Raw genomic sequence first — 19,595 nt, 5'->3', positions numbered from 1 at the left:
GATCCGCCCGGCCTGCACGAGCCGGTGGCTGCCACCGTGATCCCCGTATCTTTCCGCAGCACCGGCGCCGTTGGGGCCTCGATCGCCCCCTGGGCGCGCTCGTTGGCGGTGACCGTGGCCAACCGCCGCCAGCCCACCCTGCGGCCCCCAGCACCGCCACCACAGCGATCACCAACTGCTGGCGCGGCTGAGGGCTCGCTTGAAAGCGAAGCAAAGGAGCCGTTCTGACGAGGGGCGCCAAAGGAACCTCCCTCAGTGCTTCAGGCCAAGGAGGTCGGAGCCGTCCGAAGGCGGCGGGCCAGGGCCGCTGGCCCAGGAGGTGGGTGGGATACACGCCCCGGGGCCAACGATCCCCCAGGATTGGATCCGTGAACGGTTGACTTGACAAGGAGCGGGGCGGATGAACATCGACGGCAAGGCCTGGCGCACGATCTGGCTGGAGCAGGGCGGCGCTGCGGTGGGTGTGATCGACCAGACCCTGCTGCCGCATCGCTTCGAAACCCGTTCGCTCGCCAGCCTCGATCAGACGGCACAGGCCATTGCCACCATGGTGGTGCGGGGGGCTCCCCTGATTGGCGTCACCGGTGCCTATGGGCTGATGCTGGCCCTGCGGCACGACCCCGGCGACTCAGCGCTGGAGGCTGCCTTCGAGCAGCTCAACGCCACCCGCCCCACGGCCATCAACCTGCGCTGGGCCCTGGAACGGGTGCGTGAGCGCGTGCGGCCCCTGCCGCCGGAGCAGCGGGCAGAGGCCGCGAAGGTCGAAGCCGCCGCCATCGCCGATGAAGATGTCGCGATGTGTGAGGCCATCGGCGACCACGGGTTGAGGATCTTCCAGGCGATCGCCGCCGCCCGCCCGGTCGAGCGCCAGGGGGAACCATTGAACGTGCTCACCCACTGCAACGCCGGCTGGCTGGCCACGGTGGACTGGGGCACGGCCCTGGCCCCGATCTACAAGGCCCACCGGGCGGGGATTCCGATTCATGTGTGGGTGGATGAGACACGCCCGCGCAACCAGGGGGCGAGCCTCACCGCCTTCGAGCTGGGGCGTGAGGGGGTGTCCCACACCGTGATCGTCGACAACGCCGGCGGTCATCTGATGCAGCACGGCCAGGTGGATGTGGTGATCGTCGGCACGGACCGCACCACGCGCTCGGGCGATGTGTGCAACAAGATCGGCACCTATCTCAAGGCCCTGGCTGCCTTCGACAACGGCGTGCCCTTCTACGTGGCCCTGCCCGCCTCCACCATCGACTGGACGATCGACGACGGGGTGGCCGAGATCCCGATCGAGGCGCGCTCCGCCCGTGAGGTGACCCATATCCAGGGGCGTCCTGGGGAGATTGCCTACGGGAGCGATCCGATCACAGTGCAGCTCAGCCCCGACGGCAGCATGGGCTTCAATCCCGCCTTCGACGTCACCCCGGCGCGGTTGGTGACGGGGTTGATCACGGAACGCGGCGTGGCCGAGGCCAGTGAGGAGGGGTTGCGTTCGTTGTATGCCCAGGCCTAAGTTCCGCGCGCCTGGGGCCTGAAAAGGTTAAGGGATGGTCAACAACAAAGCGGTGATCTGTCGTGCTCGATTGTGCCGCCCTGTTCATCTCCGATCTGCATCTGGGTTCGAATCAGTGTGAGGCCAAGGAGCTCAGTCGTTTTCTGGCCCTGATTCGCCCCCGGGTGCTCTATCTGGTGGGCGATGTGATCGACCTGCAGGCGATCCGCATCAATGCCAACGTCAGCGAAGCCTTCCTGGCGGCCAGCGTCGATCGGGCCTTCCAGGCCACCTCCGCCGATCCGCTGGAGAAGGGCTTCTTCGGCAGCCGCAGATTGTTGCGCCACACTCACCTGCAGGTGCTTCGCGATTTACGCGCGCTCGGTTGCTCGGGGGTGAAGGTGGTCTATGTACCGGGAAACCACGATGCCTACCTGCGCAGGTACGCGGGTCTGGAGCACGACGGCTTCGCCATCCGGCGCGAAGACATCTACACCACCCCCGATGGCCGCCGGCTGCTGGTGCGCCACGGCGATGAGTACGACGGGGTGATCCATTTCCACCAGAATCTGGCCGCTCAGCTCACGCGCCTCACCGAGCGTTACAGCCAGCTGGTCGGCCTGTTCCGCTCCGCCGCTGAGGCGCTGCGCCCCAGTCGACCCCTGGCGAGTTGGGATCCCGAGGCGATCCTGCAGAGCGCCGTGGAGTTGCTCGCCCAGCCCTGGGAGTGGCCGGTGCCCCAGGCCCGGGGGTTGGAGTCGTCGGATTTCTCGCTGGCCTTTGCCCTGGAGCGGGCGATCAAGACACGCACGGGCCATGACCGGGTGCTGAAGCGGCTGTTGACCCAGCACCTGTTCCGCGAGAACCGGGCCGGCAGGCGCCTCGATGGGGTGATCAATGGTCACACCCACATCCCAGAGGTCACCGGTTTTGAATCGCCCCCAGCCGCCCCGGGCGATGTGCTGTGGCCCTGCCACATCACCACCTACAACGACGGCAGCTGGGCCCGCAGCCAACGGCAGCTGGGCCGCACCGCCCTGGTGGTGGCCCATGACGGCACGATCGGCATGGTTCGTTTTGATCGCCAGCGGGGAATCGTGCCCTTTCAGCCACCAAAATTTCCTTTCAACAGTTACCCTCAGCGACCCTGTGCGGTGTGTGGCGCACCGGTGGCGGATCTCTCCAAAGTCGATCTGAATCTAGATGATTTTAATCCCCCCATAAGGGGCCCTTTAACTGTTGCCGATACGGTTCGGGCTTGATCCAATTGTGAGCGCTCATCTTGGCATTGGCTTCCATTCTGGCCAGTTTCGCTCCAAGCATGAGTGCTTTGTTGTTGGCCTCTCTGACGGCCTGGTTGCTGCTGGTGGTGGGTGATTTTCTTTCCACTTTCTTTTATCACGTCCCGGAGCACGCCTTCGGTCGCTTTCATGTCAAGGTGCACCACGGCAGGAACCGGTGTTTTCGCCACTACGCCGTGCTCTCCCGCCAACCGCTGGTGATCCTTGACGGGCTTCTGGGGGCGTTGCCCTATCTGTTGCTGGCGCCCTTGCTCTGGCCGCTTTCGCCCTTTGGCACTGGGATCGGGTTGCTGCTGGGGGAGCTGCACGTGGTCTGGCGGCACGTGGGCAGCCTGGGCTGGCGCACGCCGGAGCCCGTGCGCGCGCTGTGTGATCGGCTCGGTGTGGTGACACCTGAGTGCCATTGGGAGCACCACCGCAACGGCTTCGCCGCCTTCGGCGACATCTTCAGCTTCTACGACGCCCCGGCCCAGCAGTGGTTGCGGATGCTTCGGTACCTGCGCCGGCGGCTGCGCGCCCTGCGGCCCGTGGGCGCACTGGGGCAGGCGTGAGCAGCCCAGGGCTCTTCAACCTGGTGCCTGGGTTGGGTCCAGCCGCCTGGGCTTGACAAGGCCAGGGGGGCGATCGCATGGCCGCGCCGGGACGGTCCCGAGCCTGGGTGCGCGCGGCGGATGCGTTCTTGGCGTCAAAGGGCGGCTGCGGGGGTGATCGGAGACCGAAGCGTCCTGACCCACCTCCACGGGAACCGGCCTGGCAGGGAGAGAATCTGCGGATTCTTCAGTTTCCTTGGAGATCCCGAACCCGTCCGGTTCCCCGGGCGCTTGGCGGGGATTCCGCCTTGCCATCGCCCTGCCATCGCCCTCCCCTCTGCTGTCTGGGGTGAGGTTCTGGGCGAGTTCTGGCCCCGGGGCCAGGGAAGACGGTGGCATGGAAGCGGTTTCTGCGGCGGGGGTGGACGATTGCAGCCGGGCGGAATCCCCTGGCGCCCGCGTGATGTCTCGCGCCGCCAGGCCATGGGCGGTCAGGGTTGTCCGGCGCGCGGCCCCGGCGTTGGCCATGCCCTCGGCGTCGGAGCGGACCCTCGAACCCGGGTCTTCCGTTCCAGACGCCCGTCGCAACGCCCCGGAGCCATGGGCCCCTTGCAGAACCTGGCCGTAGTCCGCTCAACCGCTGCCGCCGCCGCGAAGGTCAGGAGTGGCAGCGGGCCAGGTCGGAGCGAGGAGGGCACCGGACCAGCCGTGACCGCCGCCGTGCCCCCTGCGGGTGGCGGGTTCCCGGGGGGAATCACCCGCCACCGTGTCTGGTGGGACCACGGGCCACCTGTCGCCCCGGTGACAGGAGAACAGCCCGCCGGGCACTGGATCGGAAACCCATCCGCCCCAAACCCGGCACGGCACGCACCAACGGCCAAGCCGATCCCCCGGCCCATCAGCCGCGGGACCCCTCCACTGGCGATCGAACCGTCTGGGCATCGCTGGCAGCCCCGCCAGCGGCAGCCGCGTCAGCGACATCCGGTCAGCGCAGACGATCGACCACCCCCGAGCCGCCACGCCGAACCAGCTACCTTGGCCATCGCTCCGGCTCGAAGCCAGGGGCGTCAACGTTGTTCCAGGCCGCCACCGTGCCGAACGCCTTCAACGGTGGTGCCCAGCTGATCGCCTCAGCCGAATGCCCCCACGGGGTCCCGTTGATCGCCGCGGCGTTTGTCATCCAGGCCCAGCCTCTGCCGCCGGGTGGTCCCCCGGACGCTGACACCAGCTCAGCCTCCCTTGCCTCTCGGCACCAGAGCAGGGCACGCTCGACCGGAGCGGGTGTCGTTGGCGTTGGTGCGGATGGCGCTGCCTGCCGCATCACCGGCGGCCTTCCAGGATCCCCCGGTGATCGGGCCCTGAAGGCTGGCCAGGGCCCGCCAGGGTATGCGAAGGCCGCCGGCCCGCGGCTTGGAAACGGGGCCAAGGAATGAAGATCCTGTTCTCCATGCATGGCGAGCCGGGCCATCACCTGGGGACATTCCGGCTGGCCCGAGCGCTGGTCTGTCAGGGCCATCAGGTGGCCTACCTCGGGATGCCCCGTATCAGGCCGTTGGTGGAGGATCAGGGCTTCGACTTCATCGCCTTTGCGGGGCACCTCTTCGCGGAGCCTGACCAGGTTCGGGCGGAACCCGCCGATGGGGCCCCGACCAGCCGCCTGGCCCGCCGCCGGGCAGGGGAAACGCTCTTCCGTCGCTACACCACAGCGATCGTGGACGGCAGTCTCGACAGCTGTTTGATCGCGGCTCGCCCGGACCTTCTACTCTGCGACTCGTTCCTCTGGTATGTCGCCCTCAGGGGCCTCCGGCTGGGCATCTCGACACTTCAGGTCTCGACGTCACTGTTTCTGTGTGACAACCCCCGGATCCCCCCTGCGGTGAGCTCCATCACGCCTCGTCCGGGAGCGTTCTCCGCCCTCCAGATCTCCCTGGCCTGGAAGCTGATGCACCTCAAGCATTTGTTCAGCAAGCGACTGGCTTCCCGCCTTTTCGGTGCTTACCGTGCCCCGCTGAGAATGCACCATCTCACCGACAGCTTCCTTTCGATCGCCAGGCAGTCGGACTTCCGCTGCCAGCGCCAGGTCAATTACCTTCTGGACGAAATCGGCCCCCATCTGATCCTGCCGGAGCTTGTGCTGTGTCCGGCCGCCTTTCAATTCCCGGGCCCCGGGCGAAGGGAGCGGCACCATTGCGGCGACTTTATTGACTTCCAGAGAAACGAACCAGAGCTTCCCTTTGATCCCGCCAACAGGACGATCATCCTTTGTTCCCTTGGGACAAGTGCCGGTTCCTACCGGCAGGCCCGCAGATTTTTTTCGGCTGTGGCAGGGGCCAGCGCAGCGGCTCCGCAGTGGTTCTTTGTGCTCCACATCAGCGATCCAGCTTTGCTCGCTGATTATCCGTCTTCGCAGAATCTGCTGGTGACGTCCTGGATTCCCCAGCTTTCACTGCTGAGGCATGCGGTCGTCATGGTCCATCACGGAGGCCTCAATTCCATCCTTGAATGTGTACAGAATGAAGTTCCCATGGTGATCCTTCCCTGCGCCAGGGACCAGCCTGGCAACGCCGCCCGTGCGGCCTACCACCAGCTGGCCCTGACTGCTGATGTCAGCGCGATCACGGCAGATCGGCTGCTGGCACTGATCGGCAAGGCCGTGAATGACGCGCGATTGAGATCGGGCCTCGCTCGGCTCAAGGGAACGATGGAACGCGAGCCTGGCCTGACTCAGGCAGTTGCGTTCATCGAGGGACATCGGCTGGCTGGTGGCCGCAAGGCGACTTGATCATCCCTTGATCACTGATCTGGTGCTAGGGTTGAGAAAATCTCCAAGGTCTTACATCCTTGGAAAGGCGAAAGAATTCAGCCATGGCCGCACACTCTCTGGCGCACTTCAGTTTGCGGGATGTGCGGGTTCCAGCTTGCATGATGGAGATCACCACGGTCATCGGTTGCAATGTCAACTGCACCTATTGTCCCCAGAAAAGTCTCCTGGGCCGGTATCGAAGTCCTAAACGCAAGCTGGCCTTCGCTGACTTCAGACTTGCTCTCGATAAAATGCCGGATGATGTCACGATTATCTTTGCAGGCTTTTCCGAGCCATTTCTGAACGAAGAATGCGCCAGGATGATCCTGCATGCGCACCACAAGGGGCATCCCCTTTGCGTGTTCACGACCGCCGTCGGTATGAGTCTGCAGGATGTCGATCAGATCAAGGATATTCCCTTCAGCGCCTATCCCCATGGGGGATTCACCATCCATCTTCCCGATGCGAGGGGATTGGCCAAGATCGATGTCACGCCGGAGTACCTGCAGGTGCTTGAAGCTCTCAAAGCCGCCAGCATCCAGAACTTTTCCGTCATGTCGATGGGCGCGATCCATCCCGATGTCGAATCCATCTTTCCGCAGTCCAGCGTGGCGCTGCCAACAATGAATTCACGGTCTGGGAATCTTGAGAAGCAAGGCGTTTCGGAATCCTTCCAAGCGGCGTCCCATGACGGCCCTGTGATCTGCGGTCGCGATGAATACATCTACAACAACGTGATGCTTCCGAATGGAGATATTGTTCTCTGTTGTCAGGATTACCATCTGGATCATGTGCTGGGAAACATCTTTGAGCAGTCTTTTTCTGACCTGCTCCCCAGTCCTCTCCATTCCTATGACCTCTGTAAAACCTGTGTCTACGCCATCAAATTGCCCCAGAACTTTCCTGTCTTTGAGTTTGCCAAAGCACCGGCTTGAGGGCTGACTCGCCGTGAGCGAGGCCACCATTCCCCTGGGTCTGTCGGGGCCGTCCGTCGAAGGTCCCGATCCCTCCGTGACGGCGCGGGTCCAGGCGCCAGGGCTCTCCTGCGAGGAGATTATCGACACGTTCCTTTCGGCCTACGGCGAACGGCCTGCCCTGGCGGAGCGAGCCCATGAACTCCGGGTTGACCCAGCCACGGGCGCCACCCGGCGAGAGATCCTGCCGGAGTTCCGTGCCATCACCTACCGCATGCTGCACGAGCGGGTCAGGGCCATGGCCATGGTCTGGCGATCGGACCCTGATCTCGGCCTGCGGCCGGGGGAGACCGTTGGCATCCTCGGCTTTGCGAGCCTTGACTACGCGGTCATCGACCTGTCACTCGCCTATGTCAGGGCTGTGCCCGCTCCTCTGTCGGGCCATCACACCGCCTCCGAGTACGACGCCATCCTTCTGAAGATCGCTCCTGCCGCGTTGGCAGTTTCGATCGTTCAACTTCCCGCAGCCGTCGATCTTGTCAGGCGCCATGCCGGCATCAGAGGTCTGATTGTCTTCGACGCCGATCCCCGGATCACAGCCGAGCAAACCCTCCTCGGGGAGGCCCAGCGTCAGCTTCGGGAGGCGGGATCGCCGGTGACCCTGCGGCTGCTCCAGTCGCTCCTCGACCGTGGTCACGGCGACGGCTTTGAGTTCTCCGCCGCGGGCGTTGATGATCCCGAGGTCCCGGCTCTGCTGATTCACACGTCGGGCAGCACCGGCCACCCCAAGGGTGCCTGCATCTCCACCAGGGCCTTGATCAACACGTGGCGAACGGTCACCGCTCCATTCCCGAAAATTGTTGTTGTCCTGGCACCGTTCCATCACATGATGGGCCGGGACGCGATGATCTCCGCCCTCAATTCAGGTGGCATCGCCTGTTTCACCCTCAGGCCTGATCTCTCCACCGTTTTCGAGGATATTCAGCTGGTGCGTCCGACCGCACTGGTTCTTTTCCCTCGCCTCTGTGAGTGGATTGATCAGCATGTTCAATCGATCCGGGCCAGAACCTCAGCGCCAGAACCTTCGCTCCGTTGCTTTCTGGGCGATCGCTTGCAAAGCATCGTTGTGGCCTCTGCGCCGCTCGCACCCAGGCTTCGTGCGCTCATGGCCGATACGTTTCAGGTGCCTGTGCATGAGGGCTACAGCAGCACCGAGACGGCCAGCGGGGGGCTGGCCATGGACGGTCTGCTCAACCGCCGGAACGTCATTGAGTACCGGCTTAGGGATGTGCCGGAATCGGGTTACTTTCTCACGGATCGCCCTTTCCCGAGGGGAGAGTTATGTGTCAAGACACGCTTTGGCATCCGCCAGTATTTCAACAACCCTGAGGCCACAGCCGAGTTGTTTGATGCGGAGGGATTCAGTTGCACCGGTGATGTCGTCGAGGAGCGCGCCCCCAACCGGATTGCCATCATCGACCGTCGCAAGAATGTGATCAAGCTCTCGCAGGGGGAGTTTGTCGCCGTTGGCGCGCTGGAGCAACTGTTTGTGGAAGCCTGCACCTCCGTGCGGCAGATCCATGTGCATGGAGACAGCTCCCGTTCCTACCTGCTGGCGGTCGTCGTCCCCGACCAGGCGGCCCTGGAGCGGTGGGCCCAGCCGCCCATGGGCGAGGCGGAGTGGATCGCCCTTCTGCGCCATGAGGTGCTGGAGGTGGCCCGAGAGCGGGGCCTGCAGAGCTTTGAGATCCCCCGGGATTTCATCCTCGCAACGGAACCCTTCAGCCATGAAAATGGCCTTCTGACTTCGCTGGGCAAGCCGATCCGCCCGGCCATCCGCCAGCGCTATCTGTCTGCCCTCGACGAGCTGTATGGGGCCCACGACAGCCATGGCCGCACGGTCCTGCAGAGCCTCCGGCACCCGGAAGCCGAGCTCACCGTCGAGGGTCGACTGCTGCTGCTTCTGAGCAGCAGCCTGGGGGTGCAGGGCCATGATGAGCTCCAGACCAGGAGTTTCCGCGAGCTGGGCGGCGACTCCCTGGGCGCTGCTCAGCTTTCGGTCCAGATCGAGGAGCTCTTTGGCGTTTCCATTGAGGGCAGCCAGATCCTCGGTCCCGGCGGCACGGTCGCGGAGTGGGCGCGGATCATCCGCGCCGACCCAGCCGGACCCACCCCGGCCCTGCCCGGAGAGAGGGGCGGCCGCTCCGCTGAGGCCCGGGAGCTGAGGGCCGAAGACGTCGCGGTGGAGAGGTTGGTCGACAGGGCGATCCTCCATGCCGTGGCGGAACTCCCCCCCGGGTCCTGGCCTGTGCAGTCGGTTTTTCTCACCGGGGCGAGCGGATTTCTGGGCGGTCGGGTCTGTCTGGCCTGGTTGGAGCGCCTCTCGACCACGGGCGGACGGCTCTTCTGTCTCGTGCGGCCGAGCCAGCGCCACTCAGCCCTGGAGCGGCTGGAGGCCCGTTTCGCTCACTACGACAGCGCCACAGCGCTCCGCTTTCGCACCTTGGCGGGTCGCCATCTGAAGGTCCTTGCCGGCGACATCACCGAGCCCCTGTGTGGGCTCGAGCCCAGCACGTACGCCAGGGTGGCCCATGAGGTCGATGCCATCTGCCATTGCGCGGCCCTGGTCAACCATCGTTTGGCCTACCGCCATGTTGTGCGACCCAATGTCTCCGGAACAGCGGAGATCGTGCGTCTGGCGATGGCGCACAGGCGCAAGTCCATCAACTTCGTCTCCACAGTTGCCGTCGGCGGCCTCCGCCGTCCGTCCGGGACACCCAGCGGCGAGGCGCCCTGGACGGAGTGCATCCGTCTCGATGACTCCTATGCCAACGGCTATGCCGCCAGCAAGTGGGCCTGCGAGCAGTTGCTGCGCTCCACCCACGCGGTGACAGGGCTTCCGGTTCGCATCGTCCGGCCGGAATTGATTCTCCCCGATCGCCGGTTGGCCGGGGACATGAACCAGCACGACATTTTCTGCCGCCTGATCTACAGCATCCTGCGCACGGGGCTGGCCCCGTTGCGCTTCTCCGGCCCCGGGCCCGATGGGGAGGAACGGGGATTCCGTGCCCGGGGTCTGCCCGTTGATCAGTGGGCGGAGGCGATCGTTTCCCTGGCGGCATCGGAGGCGGGTGGTTTCAACCTGCTCGACCTGGCTGGCCCGTCCGATGGCCTGTTCCCCCTGGAGGCCCTGGTGGACGGGATGGCGGCGGCAGGTTGTCCCCTGGAGCGGTTGGCCAGCTACGACGAGTGGTTGGATCGAATTGAGCAGGCCCTGCTCGAGCTGCCCGCGCCGCAGCAGGCGCTGTCGTTGCTGGATGTGCTGGAGGCCTATGGTTCGCCCCTGGCGCCGGCGGCGCCGGGACCCGGCGAGGGGGCTTCCGATCACTCCGTTTCAGAACACTGGGGCGGTGATCTGCGCGCCAGCTTCCCGGCGGACTACCTGGCCAAGGTGATCAACGACTTCGCCGTGCGTGGGCTGATCGACTCCCTCGCCCGCGACGTTCACCGCTCCCCCCCTGGGTCGTCTGCCTGATCTTGCCCATTGGAGTCCGTGGCCAAGGGAGGCTCCATCTCCGAGAGGGGACGTCCTGCGATGGCTTTGGGGTAGGCGTTGACCGAAGCGTCGATGGCGACCTCCAGAAGAAAGGGGGCCTCCGGATCAGCCCACATCTCATGCAGGGCTTCGCCAACCCCGGATTCCTGCGTTACCAGCCCCGATGGGATCCTATAGGCCGAAGCGACGGCCGTGAAGGAGGGCGCGTCGTAGCCCCAGACCGTTGACTGGTACCGGGCCTGGAAGGCGACATCCTGAATCTGACGCACCATGCCATGGCACTGGTTGTTGAGGACCAGCACCTTGATCGGCAGCCGGTTCCGTTTGATGGTCTGCAGCTCCTGGATGTTGATCTGGAATCCCCCGTCGCCCGCGATCACGACCACCGGCTGCTGCCCTGCCGCCAGGCAGGCTCCGATCGCCGCCGGCAGGGCAAATCCCATGGCCCCCATGCCCCCGGAGGTCAGGAAGCGCTGGTGGTCCCGCAACCGCAGCGACTGGGCGGCCCACATCTGATGCTGGCCCACATCCACCACGAAAGCCGCTGCCGCGCCCGAGGCCTGGGAGAGCTGCTGCATGAGTCGGTTGGGGTTGATGCCGTTGACGGCCCCGAGCTCGGCGGTGTCCGGCCATTGCTCCCGTTGCTGTTGCAGCAGGATGGTCCAGGCTTCGTGCCCTCGGGCTGCGGGCAGATCCTGCCCGCAGCGGCGAAAGAACGCCTCCAGGGATACCGTCAGCGTCTGACATCCCTTGACCCTGTTGTTCAGTTCATGGGCGTCACAGTCCACGTGATGGAGCGAACGGGTCCCTCGGAACAGCTCGGTATCACTTCCGGTCTGGCGACTGTCGAGACGACTGCCCAGCACCAGCAGAACATCACAGTCGCAAAGGGCGACGTTGGCCCAGCGATTGCCGTACAGGCCGATCATGCCCAGGCGCAGGGGATCATCGAAGGGGAGCGCATCCACCCCCATCAGCGAATGGACCACCGGCACCCCCAAGGCCCGGACAAACCGGCGGAAGGCCTCCGTTGCTCCCGATGTTCGGATGCCTCCCCCCGCCAGAATCAGCGGACGCTCGGCCCGGCTGAGGGCGGTACGGGTGGCCTTCCAGAACAGATCCATTCGCTCTGTGGCGTCAGAGGAATCGCCGCTGGCTGTTGTCCCTTGAGCGAACGCCGGCCCCAGGGACCGGGAGGGAATCTCGGCGGTTTGCACCTCCATCGGCAGGTCCAGCAACACCGGGCCCGGTCGACCGCTGAGGGCCAGCTCAAAGGCCTCCTCGAGTCGATGGGGAAGATCGGCGGGATCCTCGACCAGAATCGCCGCCTTGGTGATCGGTCGGGCCATGGCGACGATGTCGGTTTCCTGGAAGCCGAGCTGACGCATGGGGAGGTCTCCTTTCCTCTCGTCGCGGTTGATCTGACCGGTAACAAAGATGGCTGGGGTTGAATCGAAATAGCAACTGCCGATTGCGGTGAGGAGATTGGTCGCCCCCGGACCACTCGTCGCCAGGGCGATTCCGGGCCGTCCTGTGAGGCGGGCGTAGGCTTCGGCTGCAAAACCAGCGCCCTGTTCATGGTGCATGCTGATGATCTTGATTGAGGTCCGCTGCTGGATGGAATCGAGAAGGTAGGTGATGGTGCCGCCGATCAGTTCGAACACATGGGTGATCCCTCGCTGCTCGAGATAACTCGCAAAAAGATCAGAGCCTTTCATGATGATCTTTTCAAGCCCAGGGATTTTGTTCTGTTCAACAGTTTAATTGTGCTGGGCTGAATCGCCACGGCAATCACGGAGTTAAGAGCGCGGTTGGCACCCATGGAGCCAGGGAGCGTCGCGCTGAGGGAGCTGTGGGGCGCTGTGTCGCTTATCGGACACCTCCTGTGGTGTGGATGGTTTCCCCCGTCAGCCATCGGCTGGCTGAGGAGGCGAGAAACAGGACCACCGGCGCGATGTCATCGGGCGTTGCCACTCTCCCCAGGGCTGTCTTCGCCTTCCATTGCTCCTCCAGTGCGGCTGTGGTGAATCCTGCCGTTCGAGTTCCTTCTGTGATCACCAGCCCTGGATTGATGGCATTCACGCGGATGTTACGGGGCGCCAGGTCCTGTGAAAGTGTTCGGGTCAAGGCATCAATGGCCCCCTTGGTCGCGCTGTAGACAAGACTTCCCGTCGCCCCCTTGGTGGCGGCGAGGCTGCTGATGTTGATAATCGATCCGCCCATCTGTGGAAATCGGTGGGCCGCTGCCTGGCAGCAGAGAATCACCCCGAGCACGTTGATCCTGAAGAGGTGATCGAACACTGCCGGCGTCACATCCTGCAGATCTGTGGCGTAGTACACGCCGGCATTGTTGACAAGGACATCCAGTTCGCCACCGAAGGCTCGATCAGAGGCCAGGAACAGACGTTCGACATCCTCGCCCTTGCCGACATCCGCTTGCACCGCCATCGCCTGGCCCCCGTTCTCCCGGATGCTGCGGACAATCCGTTCGGCACCGTTCCTGTGGGCCGCGTAGTTGACCACCACCGAGGCACCCGCTTCGGCGAGGTGAAGCGCGATGGCAGCCCCGATGCCCCGAGAGGCTCCGGTGACCAGCGCGATCTTGCCCTCCAGGGGGGGTGACGCAGGTGTCATGGTGTCATGCTGGCAACGCTGACCCCACCTCTCAACGAAGGGGCTGAGCTGGCCTCCTGGTTCCTGCACGGCACCCCGATCGTCATCGCAGGGTTGCGGGACTTCTGCCTGCCAGCCAGTGCTGTTCAATGTCCTCCAGGCTCCGGCCCCGTGTTTCAGGCATGAGGTAGTACCAGAACGGAAGGGCCAGGGCGGTGATTCCGGCATTGATGAAAAACACCACCGCCAGACCCAACGAGTTGGCGAGCATCGGAAAGACAAAAGAGGCCACCATGCCGCAGAGCACCTGAAAGGCGATCACAAACCCGATGGCACGATCTCTGACCGACTGCGGATACAACTCCGAAACCATCATCCCGCAGACGGCACCAAGGCTCAGGGAGAAGGAAGAAACAAACAGGATGAAGCAGGCCAAGACCAGATACTGAACGGCGGGAGAGCCCAAGGGCAGGACACCAAAGATCACCCCGAAGCCGATCGAACTGGTGAGCGCTCCAAGAATTCCCATCAGGAATTGGCTGCGGCGGCCCATGCGGTCGACTAGCAGAAAGGACAGGGATGTCATGGCCAGGCCGAAGACACCGACGCCGATTGTGGTCAGAAGGCTGGCCGTGGTTGGATTGTTTACCCCACTGGCTTGAAAGATCGTCGGGCTGTAGTAGGTGACGATGTTGATACCTGTGCACTCCTGGAAGAACACCAGGCCAAGGCCGATCAGTAGGGGCCCGCGGACGGTTTTCGAGAACAAGGGTGTAGTTCTGGAGCCGGCTGGAGCCTGTTCGGCCGTGGCCTTGATCAGGGCGAGCTCCTGCCCAGGGTTGTTGACGCAGAGTTGTTCGAGCATCCGTTCAGCTGTGCTGAAACGGGACTTGGAAATGAGCCAGCGAGGAGACTCCGGCAGAAAGAGAGCCCCGATTCCCAGCAGCAAGGCTGGCACAGATCCGAGATACAACATCGCTCTCCATCCTTCGTTCACTTCCATCAGCAGGGTGTTGGTGCCATAGGCGGTGAGTGCGCCAATACCGACAGCAAGGTGCTGAATCGAGTTCAAGCGACCACGAATCGAGGCGGGGGAGATTTCCGAAATGTAAAGAGGCACGATGCTCGCCGTCACCCCCGTTGCCAGGCCGGTGACAAAGCGCCCGAGAATCAATGCCTGGGCTGAATCGGAGAGCCCTGAGACGGCTGTCCCGACGATGAGAACAACCGTTGTCGTCAAAAGCATGTATCTCCTGCCGAAGGCCGCCGCCAGATTTCCGCTCATGAAGGAACCTAGAATGGCCCCTACCAGCACCGAACTCACCACCAGTCCACTGGTCAGTGGTGTGAGAGCAAACTGCGCTCGGATCTGCAGCAAGGCTCCCGCAATGACCGTCAGGTTGTAACCGAAGAAGATCCCACCGATGGTCACGACAATGGTGGCCAGTGTGGCGGCGATCTCGTTTCTTTCACTGGCCGTACCCGATTGGTGCCACATGAATCGGATCTGCGAGAAGCGCATCCGCCGGGTCTCTGGATACAACAGAAAGCACAGTGGAATCCCGATGACAGTGGCCGTCAATGAAATCGAGTAGACAGCGAGCGTATCCGCTGGTGAATCCACCGACAGGGCGGCGAACACCATGATCGCATTGGTGATCCAATTGATGGTGATCGGAATACTCATCGAGATTCCTCGCACCGCCAGCGGATACATCTCTGCCACAAAGAGCCAGGGCAAGGGCCCCAGGCTGATGGCAAAGAAAAACACATAGCCAAGTAGCAGCAGGGGATGGGTGGCTGCTTCCATCCGTAGAACATCATGGCCTGTGGATTCGAGAATCAGACCGACCAGGCACAGGGCCAGGCCCGCCATGCCCCCAAGAAGCAAGGGACGGCGACCGATGCGATCGACGAGGAGGAGAAAGAACAGCGTGCTGATCAGATTGACGAGCCCAATGACAATCACCATGTCCCAACCGAGGTCCAAGCTCTTAAACAGAGATCCATTTCCGGCCAGCTGCAGGACAAAATTGATCCCACTCAGTTGCTGAATCGCGAACAGCAGAATCCCAATGCCCAGCAGCTTCCGATTCGATGGCTCCAGAAGTTCCACCCACACGTTCTGCTGGCTGTCAGTCAGGCTCTCCTTGATGGCGGCCACCTCCTGCTCCACATCCGCGCTGTGGATGGTCCTCAGAACAGCGCGAGCGGCATCCTCATCTCCTTGCTTGATCAGCCAGGCTGGGGAGTCAGGCAGAATGATGGCTCCCATGCTCACGGCGACGGCAAGAATGCCGCTGATGGTGTAGAGCTGCGTGATGTCACGCTCATCCACCAGTCTGTTCTCCGCTACAAAAGCCAGAACGATCCCCAGGGTGATGCTCATCTGGTTGAGTGAGATCAGGGCTCCCCTGTTTTTGGGTTGGGAGATCTCAGCGATGTACAAGGGGATGGCCAGGGACGTCACTCCAACGATGATCCCCAGAAAGAAGCGCGCCACCACCAGCTCTTCGAAGTGCTCAGAGATGGCACAGGCAAAACCGAAGAAGGCATAGCAGGCCGCACTCGTCGTGATCACATCTCGTCTGCTCAGGCCATCTCCGAACCTGCCGATGAAGATCCCCCCCAGGATGGCGCCCAGGAAAAAGGCTCCACTTAGCAGATACTGGGACGTCAGGCTGAGGGACCAGTCGTTGGCCGCCGTCGAGGCCACCAGCCCGAGTGTTGTCGCGTTGAAGCCAAACAGCAGGCCTCCCAGAGAGGCCACCAGCGCAAAGATCAACACTCTGGCCTCCAGCCACCATTGTGGAGAAGGCTTGGAAGAGAATGGCATGACGTTGTGAGGACCTGACCCCTATCCGCTGATTGCGGGGGTGGGATCGCAGAAGGGCTTCCCGATCCGGCCGGTCTGAAGATTGTTGCGGCTTGTTTCCAGAAGGGCCATTCTGCTGTCAAAAAGGGTCTGGGGATCAATCTCCTTGGCTGTTCCGCAAACACAATTTAGGCTCATATTAAGCCGATCCCGGTGTTCTCGAAGAATGCTCAGATTTCCATATTCTTCCTTCTGGTGGCAGGTTTCTGCGTAGGCACATGGGGCGTACACAGCTTCTCTGAGTACTGGAACAAATCCAGGATCAAAGACTGAACCAAGTTGACCCATCTGGATATCCGCATAACTTGTGCAGGGGAAGACGTCGCCCCAGTTGTCAACAATCAGATAGTCATGACCGGCGGAGCAGAGCCGGCCCGTTCCCCCATAGAGTCCCACCAGCAGGGCCGCCAGAAAGCGAATCTCCCGCCCCAGTGGTCCGCTGTCGGCCATCGTCCGGAAGACCTCCAGGCCTGCTTCACCGGCCTGGAGAAGTTCTTCGATGGGGTCTTTGCTGAGAAAATGCCTGGCCCGTTTGTCAACATCGACCCGTGTACCCATCGCCTCGGTGGCCGGCACCTCAAACCCAGGAAACTTCAGATCAGCAGAGGTGGCGATCGTCAGTTCGGCGCAGCGCTCCAGGGCTTCGCGGATGATGGCCACATTGTCCGTTGCGAGCAAGGTGTTGACCACAACGTCAAATCCCAGATCGCTGGCAACGATGACGTTACTCAGAAAATCATCGAGGGCGATCTCCGTATGGTGAAACGTGCAGAAGAGTTTGAGCTTTTTGGGATCCAGGGCTGTTGCAAGGGTCGGCAGACGCTGCTTGAACAGTGAAGCATTGGTCTGCACTTCCACAAAGGCAACGTTTGCCTGGCCTGTGAGCCAGACCAGATCCTCCATCACATCGGCGTTGAGGAAGGGTTCCCCGTGCACGTCGTAGCGAACGCCAATCCGATAGGGCAGAGACGCCGCCCATTCGATCGCTTGACGTGCCGCGCCCCGGCCTTTTTCCGTCCCCCACATGTTGCGTTTAGCACCCCTGCTGTAGTCCACCCCGCTCACCTGCGTCTGCCCTGCGGCTGCCACGCAATAGTTGCAACTGAAGTTGCATTTCAGCATCCGTACGGAAATCCGGATCTTCAGAAAACTCTCGCCGTCCAGGGGGAAGGGATTGGCCATGCTGGTTATCAAAGGGTGTTGAGAAGTCATTAACATCAGCTGGCGGGTGAATCTCGGCGCCTTAACTGTGCGGAAGCTGGCGGGACGACCCTGGATCTGGAGGCCTTTGCCACGCCGTCCTGAAGGGGCAGAGGGCGTCGTTTCCTGCGCTGCCGGGAGTCAAGTCAGTTAACTGGAGAGCTTGACTACGATCTTGCAATCTGCGCTGGAGATGGAATCCGGACGCTCCAGCACATGGCAAAGTTTGTCGAGTCCCTCCATGGTTGTGCTGACAATTCGATCCAGGGGAAGGACCCCGGAAACGCACAGGTCAATCAGTCGCTCGTAAACACCGCCAAGGTGGCCGCGAAGACCCATAACGCTGATGGCGTTGGTGATCATATGGTCGACGGCTTCAACCAACAACGCTTCTCCGCCCCTGCCCAGCAAAGCCACACGGCCACAGGGGGCGATCTGACGAAACACAGTGTTGACATTGGCAAGAATACCCGATGCCTCCACAACAACATCCCACCCGCCATCGGGTGTCTCCAACGCCTCCACTGACTCCACCACCTGATCAGTCCAAGCAGCCGCAAAATCTCTGCGGTAGGCGGAGGGTTCCACCATGCAGACCGCTGATGCACCATGCAATCGCCGCGCCATCATGGCGCAGAGCAGTCCTATCGGCCCGGCCCCGAAGATCAGCACCTTGTCGCCCGGTGACATCTGTGCTTTCAGGCCCGTCAACAGGGCAACGCCCGCGGGTTCGAGGCAGGCGGCCATCTGCAGCCCCTGTTCGCTTTCGGCCAACCTATGGATGCCGACGGCGGATCGGGCCGGGACGTCGGCAATTGCGGAAAACAGGCCATCGTTTTCCATGCCCAGCAGCCGGGCATGCCGGCACTGATTGAAGGCTCCGGCCCGGCACGGCCTGCAGAGCCCGCAGCTCAGGACGGATTCGGGTGCCACGATCTCTCCCACCCGAAAGCTGGAAACATCTGCACCGGTGGCGATCACCCTGCCGATTCCTTCATGCCCCAGAATCCGACCATGCTCTGGAATGGAGGCGGGCGCTGAGCAACGTACATAGCCGTTGGGATCCTTCTGCGTCATGTGAATGTCCGTTCCGCAGATGCCTACCCTGAGCATCTGAAGGCGCAGACCATCGGGAGCCAAGGGTTTCAGTTCCCTTTCCTCAAGGCGGATCGAGGGATCCTTATAACGTTGATTGGCCTGCCGTGTTTGCCTGCCGTTGCCTGCTTCTGTGGCGTGAAGAACAAGGCTGGACGTCATTGTGTCCTCAACCTTCATGCTTGGCATGATCAGCTTCACACTTCAGGGTGGAGAGGGCTGAGGTTGCCATCCCTTTCCTCTTTGGACCCGTTGATATTCGTTGCTGTTCTTCCACCTGTCAACCTGTTGCGGCAGGGGCCATCGTGGCCTGTGCCGCTGAAATCGATCCGGCGCCAGGGTTCTCGTCATGGGTAGATGATCACCATGACTTGTCGCGGGCGGCTTGACCAGCCCCATGGGGTCCTCTTCAGCGGCCAGACGCAGCCACTGGATGCTCCACGATCCGTCAGTGACTTACCTTGCCGCCACAGGCCACTTTGACGGAACAGGAGCTGCAACAGGACGCCGGCAGGCTCATGCCCGCAGGATTCAGTGAATCTTTCCGTCTCCATGATCAAGGCCTTCTGGAGCAAGAACGGGTGATTGATTTCTCCCCCAGATCGCAGCAAATCGCTGGCGATTCTTGATGTTGCCAGAGCGGCGGAGGTATGGCCCCGTCGCCCTGGCGGGCGCGGGCCTGGCCATCGGTGAGGGGGGCAGACGGCGGCGGATCGCCGCTGATGGGTCAGCCTGAATCGGCGGGCAGGTCTCTTCAGCCCGGTGCGCTCCGGTCTCAGCAGGGTGGGAACCATAGGAACCGCACACCTGCCTCCACGGCATCTGTGCCGCCCTGGCGCCGGGGCAGAGCGCGTGGGCCCTGGGCCATTGGGCCCCACTTCACTGCTGCGGCCGCAGGGTGGAGGGTTGCTTCCGTCGCGTGCTCCAGGTCCATCGGCCCGGAGGGTCTTGGCCGAGCCGGGCAACCCGGGCGGCCGTAACCACGGCCCCGTTCAACCGGAGCACCCCGGTGGATTCAATCCTGGAGATGCTCCAAAGACTTGGCGCTCAGATCTCCGGGGTGGGAGACGAGCGCGGGGCTAAGAGCTCAGGTCCCTTCCTGCTTCCGTCCCACCGGTCAGGCGGGTTGTGGCCTCGCCGTTCCCGGCCGATGGCCCGCCTGCCGCTAAGGGGGCTTCAACGTCCTCTCCGGCGCAGGGGTGGCATTGTTTCCCAT

Annotated in this window: 12 protein-coding genes; 7 read left to right on the top strand and 5 right to left on the bottom strand. The window is 62.8% G+C overall.

Annotation, left to right across the window (positions count from 1 at the left end; translation table 11 throughout):
• Positions 1 to 24 precede the first annotated feature (24 nt).
• From KBY88_RS08455 to KBY88_RS08425, 7 genes are all read left to right on the top strand, one after another.
• Positions 25 to 228 carry a hypothetical protein gene (locus KBY88_RS08455; RefSeq protein WP_254939481.1) on the top strand — a complete coding sequence of 68 codons (204 nt, stop codon included), beginning with the start codon at positions 25 to 27 and terminating at the stop codon, positions 226 to 228.
• 172 nt (positions 229 to 400) lie between these two features.
• A complete protein-coding gene (gene mtnA, locus KBY88_RS08450; protein WP_254939480.1) occupies positions 401 to 1,513 on the top strand; it encodes an S-methyl-5-thioribose-1-phosphate isomerase in 1,113 nt (370 codons plus the stop codon).
• A gap of 62 nt (positions 1,514 to 1,575) precedes the next feature.
• Complete coding sequence (locus tag KBY88_RS08445; protein WP_254939479.1) at positions 1,576 to 2,754, top strand: UDP-2,3-diacylglucosamine diphosphatase; 1,179 nt, start codon at positions 1,576 to 1,578, stop codon at positions 2,752 to 2,754.
• A gap of 59 nt (positions 2,755 to 2,813) precedes the next feature.
• A complete protein-coding gene (locus tag KBY88_RS08440; RefSeq protein ID WP_254939478.1) occupies positions 2,814 to 3,344 on the top strand; it encodes a sterol desaturase in 531 nt (176 codons plus the stop codon).
• Positions 3,345 to 4,752: 1,408 nt separating this feature from the next.
• A complete protein-coding gene (locus KBY88_RS08435; protein ID WP_254939477.1) occupies positions 4,753 to 6,105 on the top strand; it encodes a glycosyltransferase in 1,353 nt (450 codons plus the stop codon).
• Positions 6,106 to 6,188: 83 nt separating this feature from the next.
• On the top strand, positions 6,189 to 7,061 hold the full coding sequence (locus KBY88_RS08430; protein WP_254939476.1) for a radical SAM/SPASM domain-containing protein: 873 nt from the start codon (positions 6,189 to 6,191) through the stop codon (positions 7,059 to 7,061).
• 13 nt (positions 7,062 to 7,074) lie between these two features.
• Positions 7,075 to 10,575, top strand: a complete 3,501-nt coding sequence (locus tag KBY88_RS08425; RefSeq protein ID WP_254939475.1) for an SDR family oxidoreductase — start codon at positions 7,075 to 7,077, stop codon at positions 10,573 to 10,575.
• On the opposite strand, the gene KBY88_RS08420 is transcribed toward KBY88_RS08425, so the two are convergent.
• The 5 genes from KBY88_RS08420 to KBY88_RS08400 all read right to left on the bottom strand — a co-directional run bounded on the left by KBY88_RS08420 (position 10,545) and on the right by KBY88_RS08400 (position 18,580).
• Complete coding sequence (locus tag KBY88_RS08420) at positions 10,545 to 12,314, bottom strand: thiamine pyrophosphate-binding protein (RefSeq protein WP_254939474.1); 1,770 nt, start codon at positions 12,312 to 12,314, stop codon at positions 10,545 to 10,547. The genes KBY88_RS08425 and KBY88_RS08420 overlap by 31 nt on opposite strands.
• A 151-nt stretch (positions 12,315 to 12,465) precedes the next feature.
• Positions 12,466 to 13,230, bottom strand: a complete 765-nt coding sequence (locus KBY88_RS08415) for an SDR family NAD(P)-dependent oxidoreductase (RefSeq protein WP_254939473.1) — start codon at positions 13,228 to 13,230, stop codon at positions 12,466 to 12,468.
• A gap of 82 nt (positions 13,231 to 13,312) precedes the next feature.
• A complete protein-coding gene (locus KBY88_RS08410; RefSeq protein ID WP_254939472.1) occupies positions 13,313 to 16,045 on the bottom strand; it encodes a sugar porter family MFS transporter in 2,733 nt (910 codons plus the stop codon).
• A gap of 21 nt (positions 16,046 to 16,066) precedes the next feature.
• The gene (locus tag KBY88_RS08405; protein ID WP_254939471.1) at positions 16,067 to 17,266 is read right to left on the bottom strand and encodes a radical SAM protein; all 1,200 of its coding nucleotides are present in this window, start codon (positions 17,264 to 17,266) and stop codon (positions 16,067 to 16,069) included.
• A 168-nt stretch (positions 17,267 to 17,434) separates the two neighbouring features.
• Positions 17,435 to 18,580 carry a zinc-dependent alcohol dehydrogenase gene (locus tag KBY88_RS08400; RefSeq protein WP_254939470.1) on the bottom strand — a complete coding sequence of 382 codons (1,146 nt, stop codon included), beginning with the start codon at positions 18,578 to 18,580 and terminating at the stop codon, positions 17,435 to 17,437.
• Positions 18,581 to 19,595: the final 1,015 nt, after the last annotated feature.

This window comes from Cyanobium sp. Morenito 9A2 (genome assembly GCF_024345575.1).
GTDB lineage: Bacteria > Cyanobacteriota > Cyanobacteriia > PCC-6307 > Cyanobiaceae > ATX-6F1.
The sequence above is the reverse complement of the archived record's forward strand: the minus strand, read 5'-3'. Positions and strand labels throughout refer to the sequence as shown.

Coding starts and splice junctions, on each gene's coding strand:
- mtnA (WP_254939480.1), top strand. CDS start 401: ATGAACATCGACGGCAAGGCCTGGCGCACGATCTGGCTGGAGCAGGGC.
- KBY88_RS08440 (WP_254939478.1), top strand. CDS start 2,814: ATGAGTGCTTTGTTGTTGGCCTCTCTGACGGCCTGGTTGCTGCTGGTG.
- KBY88_RS08435 (WP_254939477.1), top strand. CDS start 4,753: ATGAAGATCCTGTTCTCCATGCATGGCGAGCCGGGCCATCACCTGGGG.
- KBY88_RS08430 (WP_254939476.1), top strand. CDS start 6,189: ATGGCCGCACACTCTCTGGCGCACTTCAGTTTGCGGGATGTGCGGGTT.
- KBY88_RS08420 (WP_254939474.1), bottom strand. CDS start 12,314: ATGAAAGGCTCTGATCTTTTTGCGAGTTATCTCGAGCAGCGAGGGATC.
- KBY88_RS08415 (WP_254939473.1), bottom strand. CDS start 13,230: ATGACACCTGCGTCACCCCCCCTGGAGGGCAAGATCGCGCTGGTCACC.
- KBY88_RS08410 (WP_254939472.1), bottom strand. CDS start 16,045: ATGCCATTCTCTTCCAAGCCTTCTCCACAATGGTGGCTGGAGGCCAGA.
- KBY88_RS08405 (WP_254939471.1), bottom strand. CDS start 17,266: ATGGCCAATCCCTTCCCCCTGGACGGCGAGAGTTTTCTGAAGATCCGG.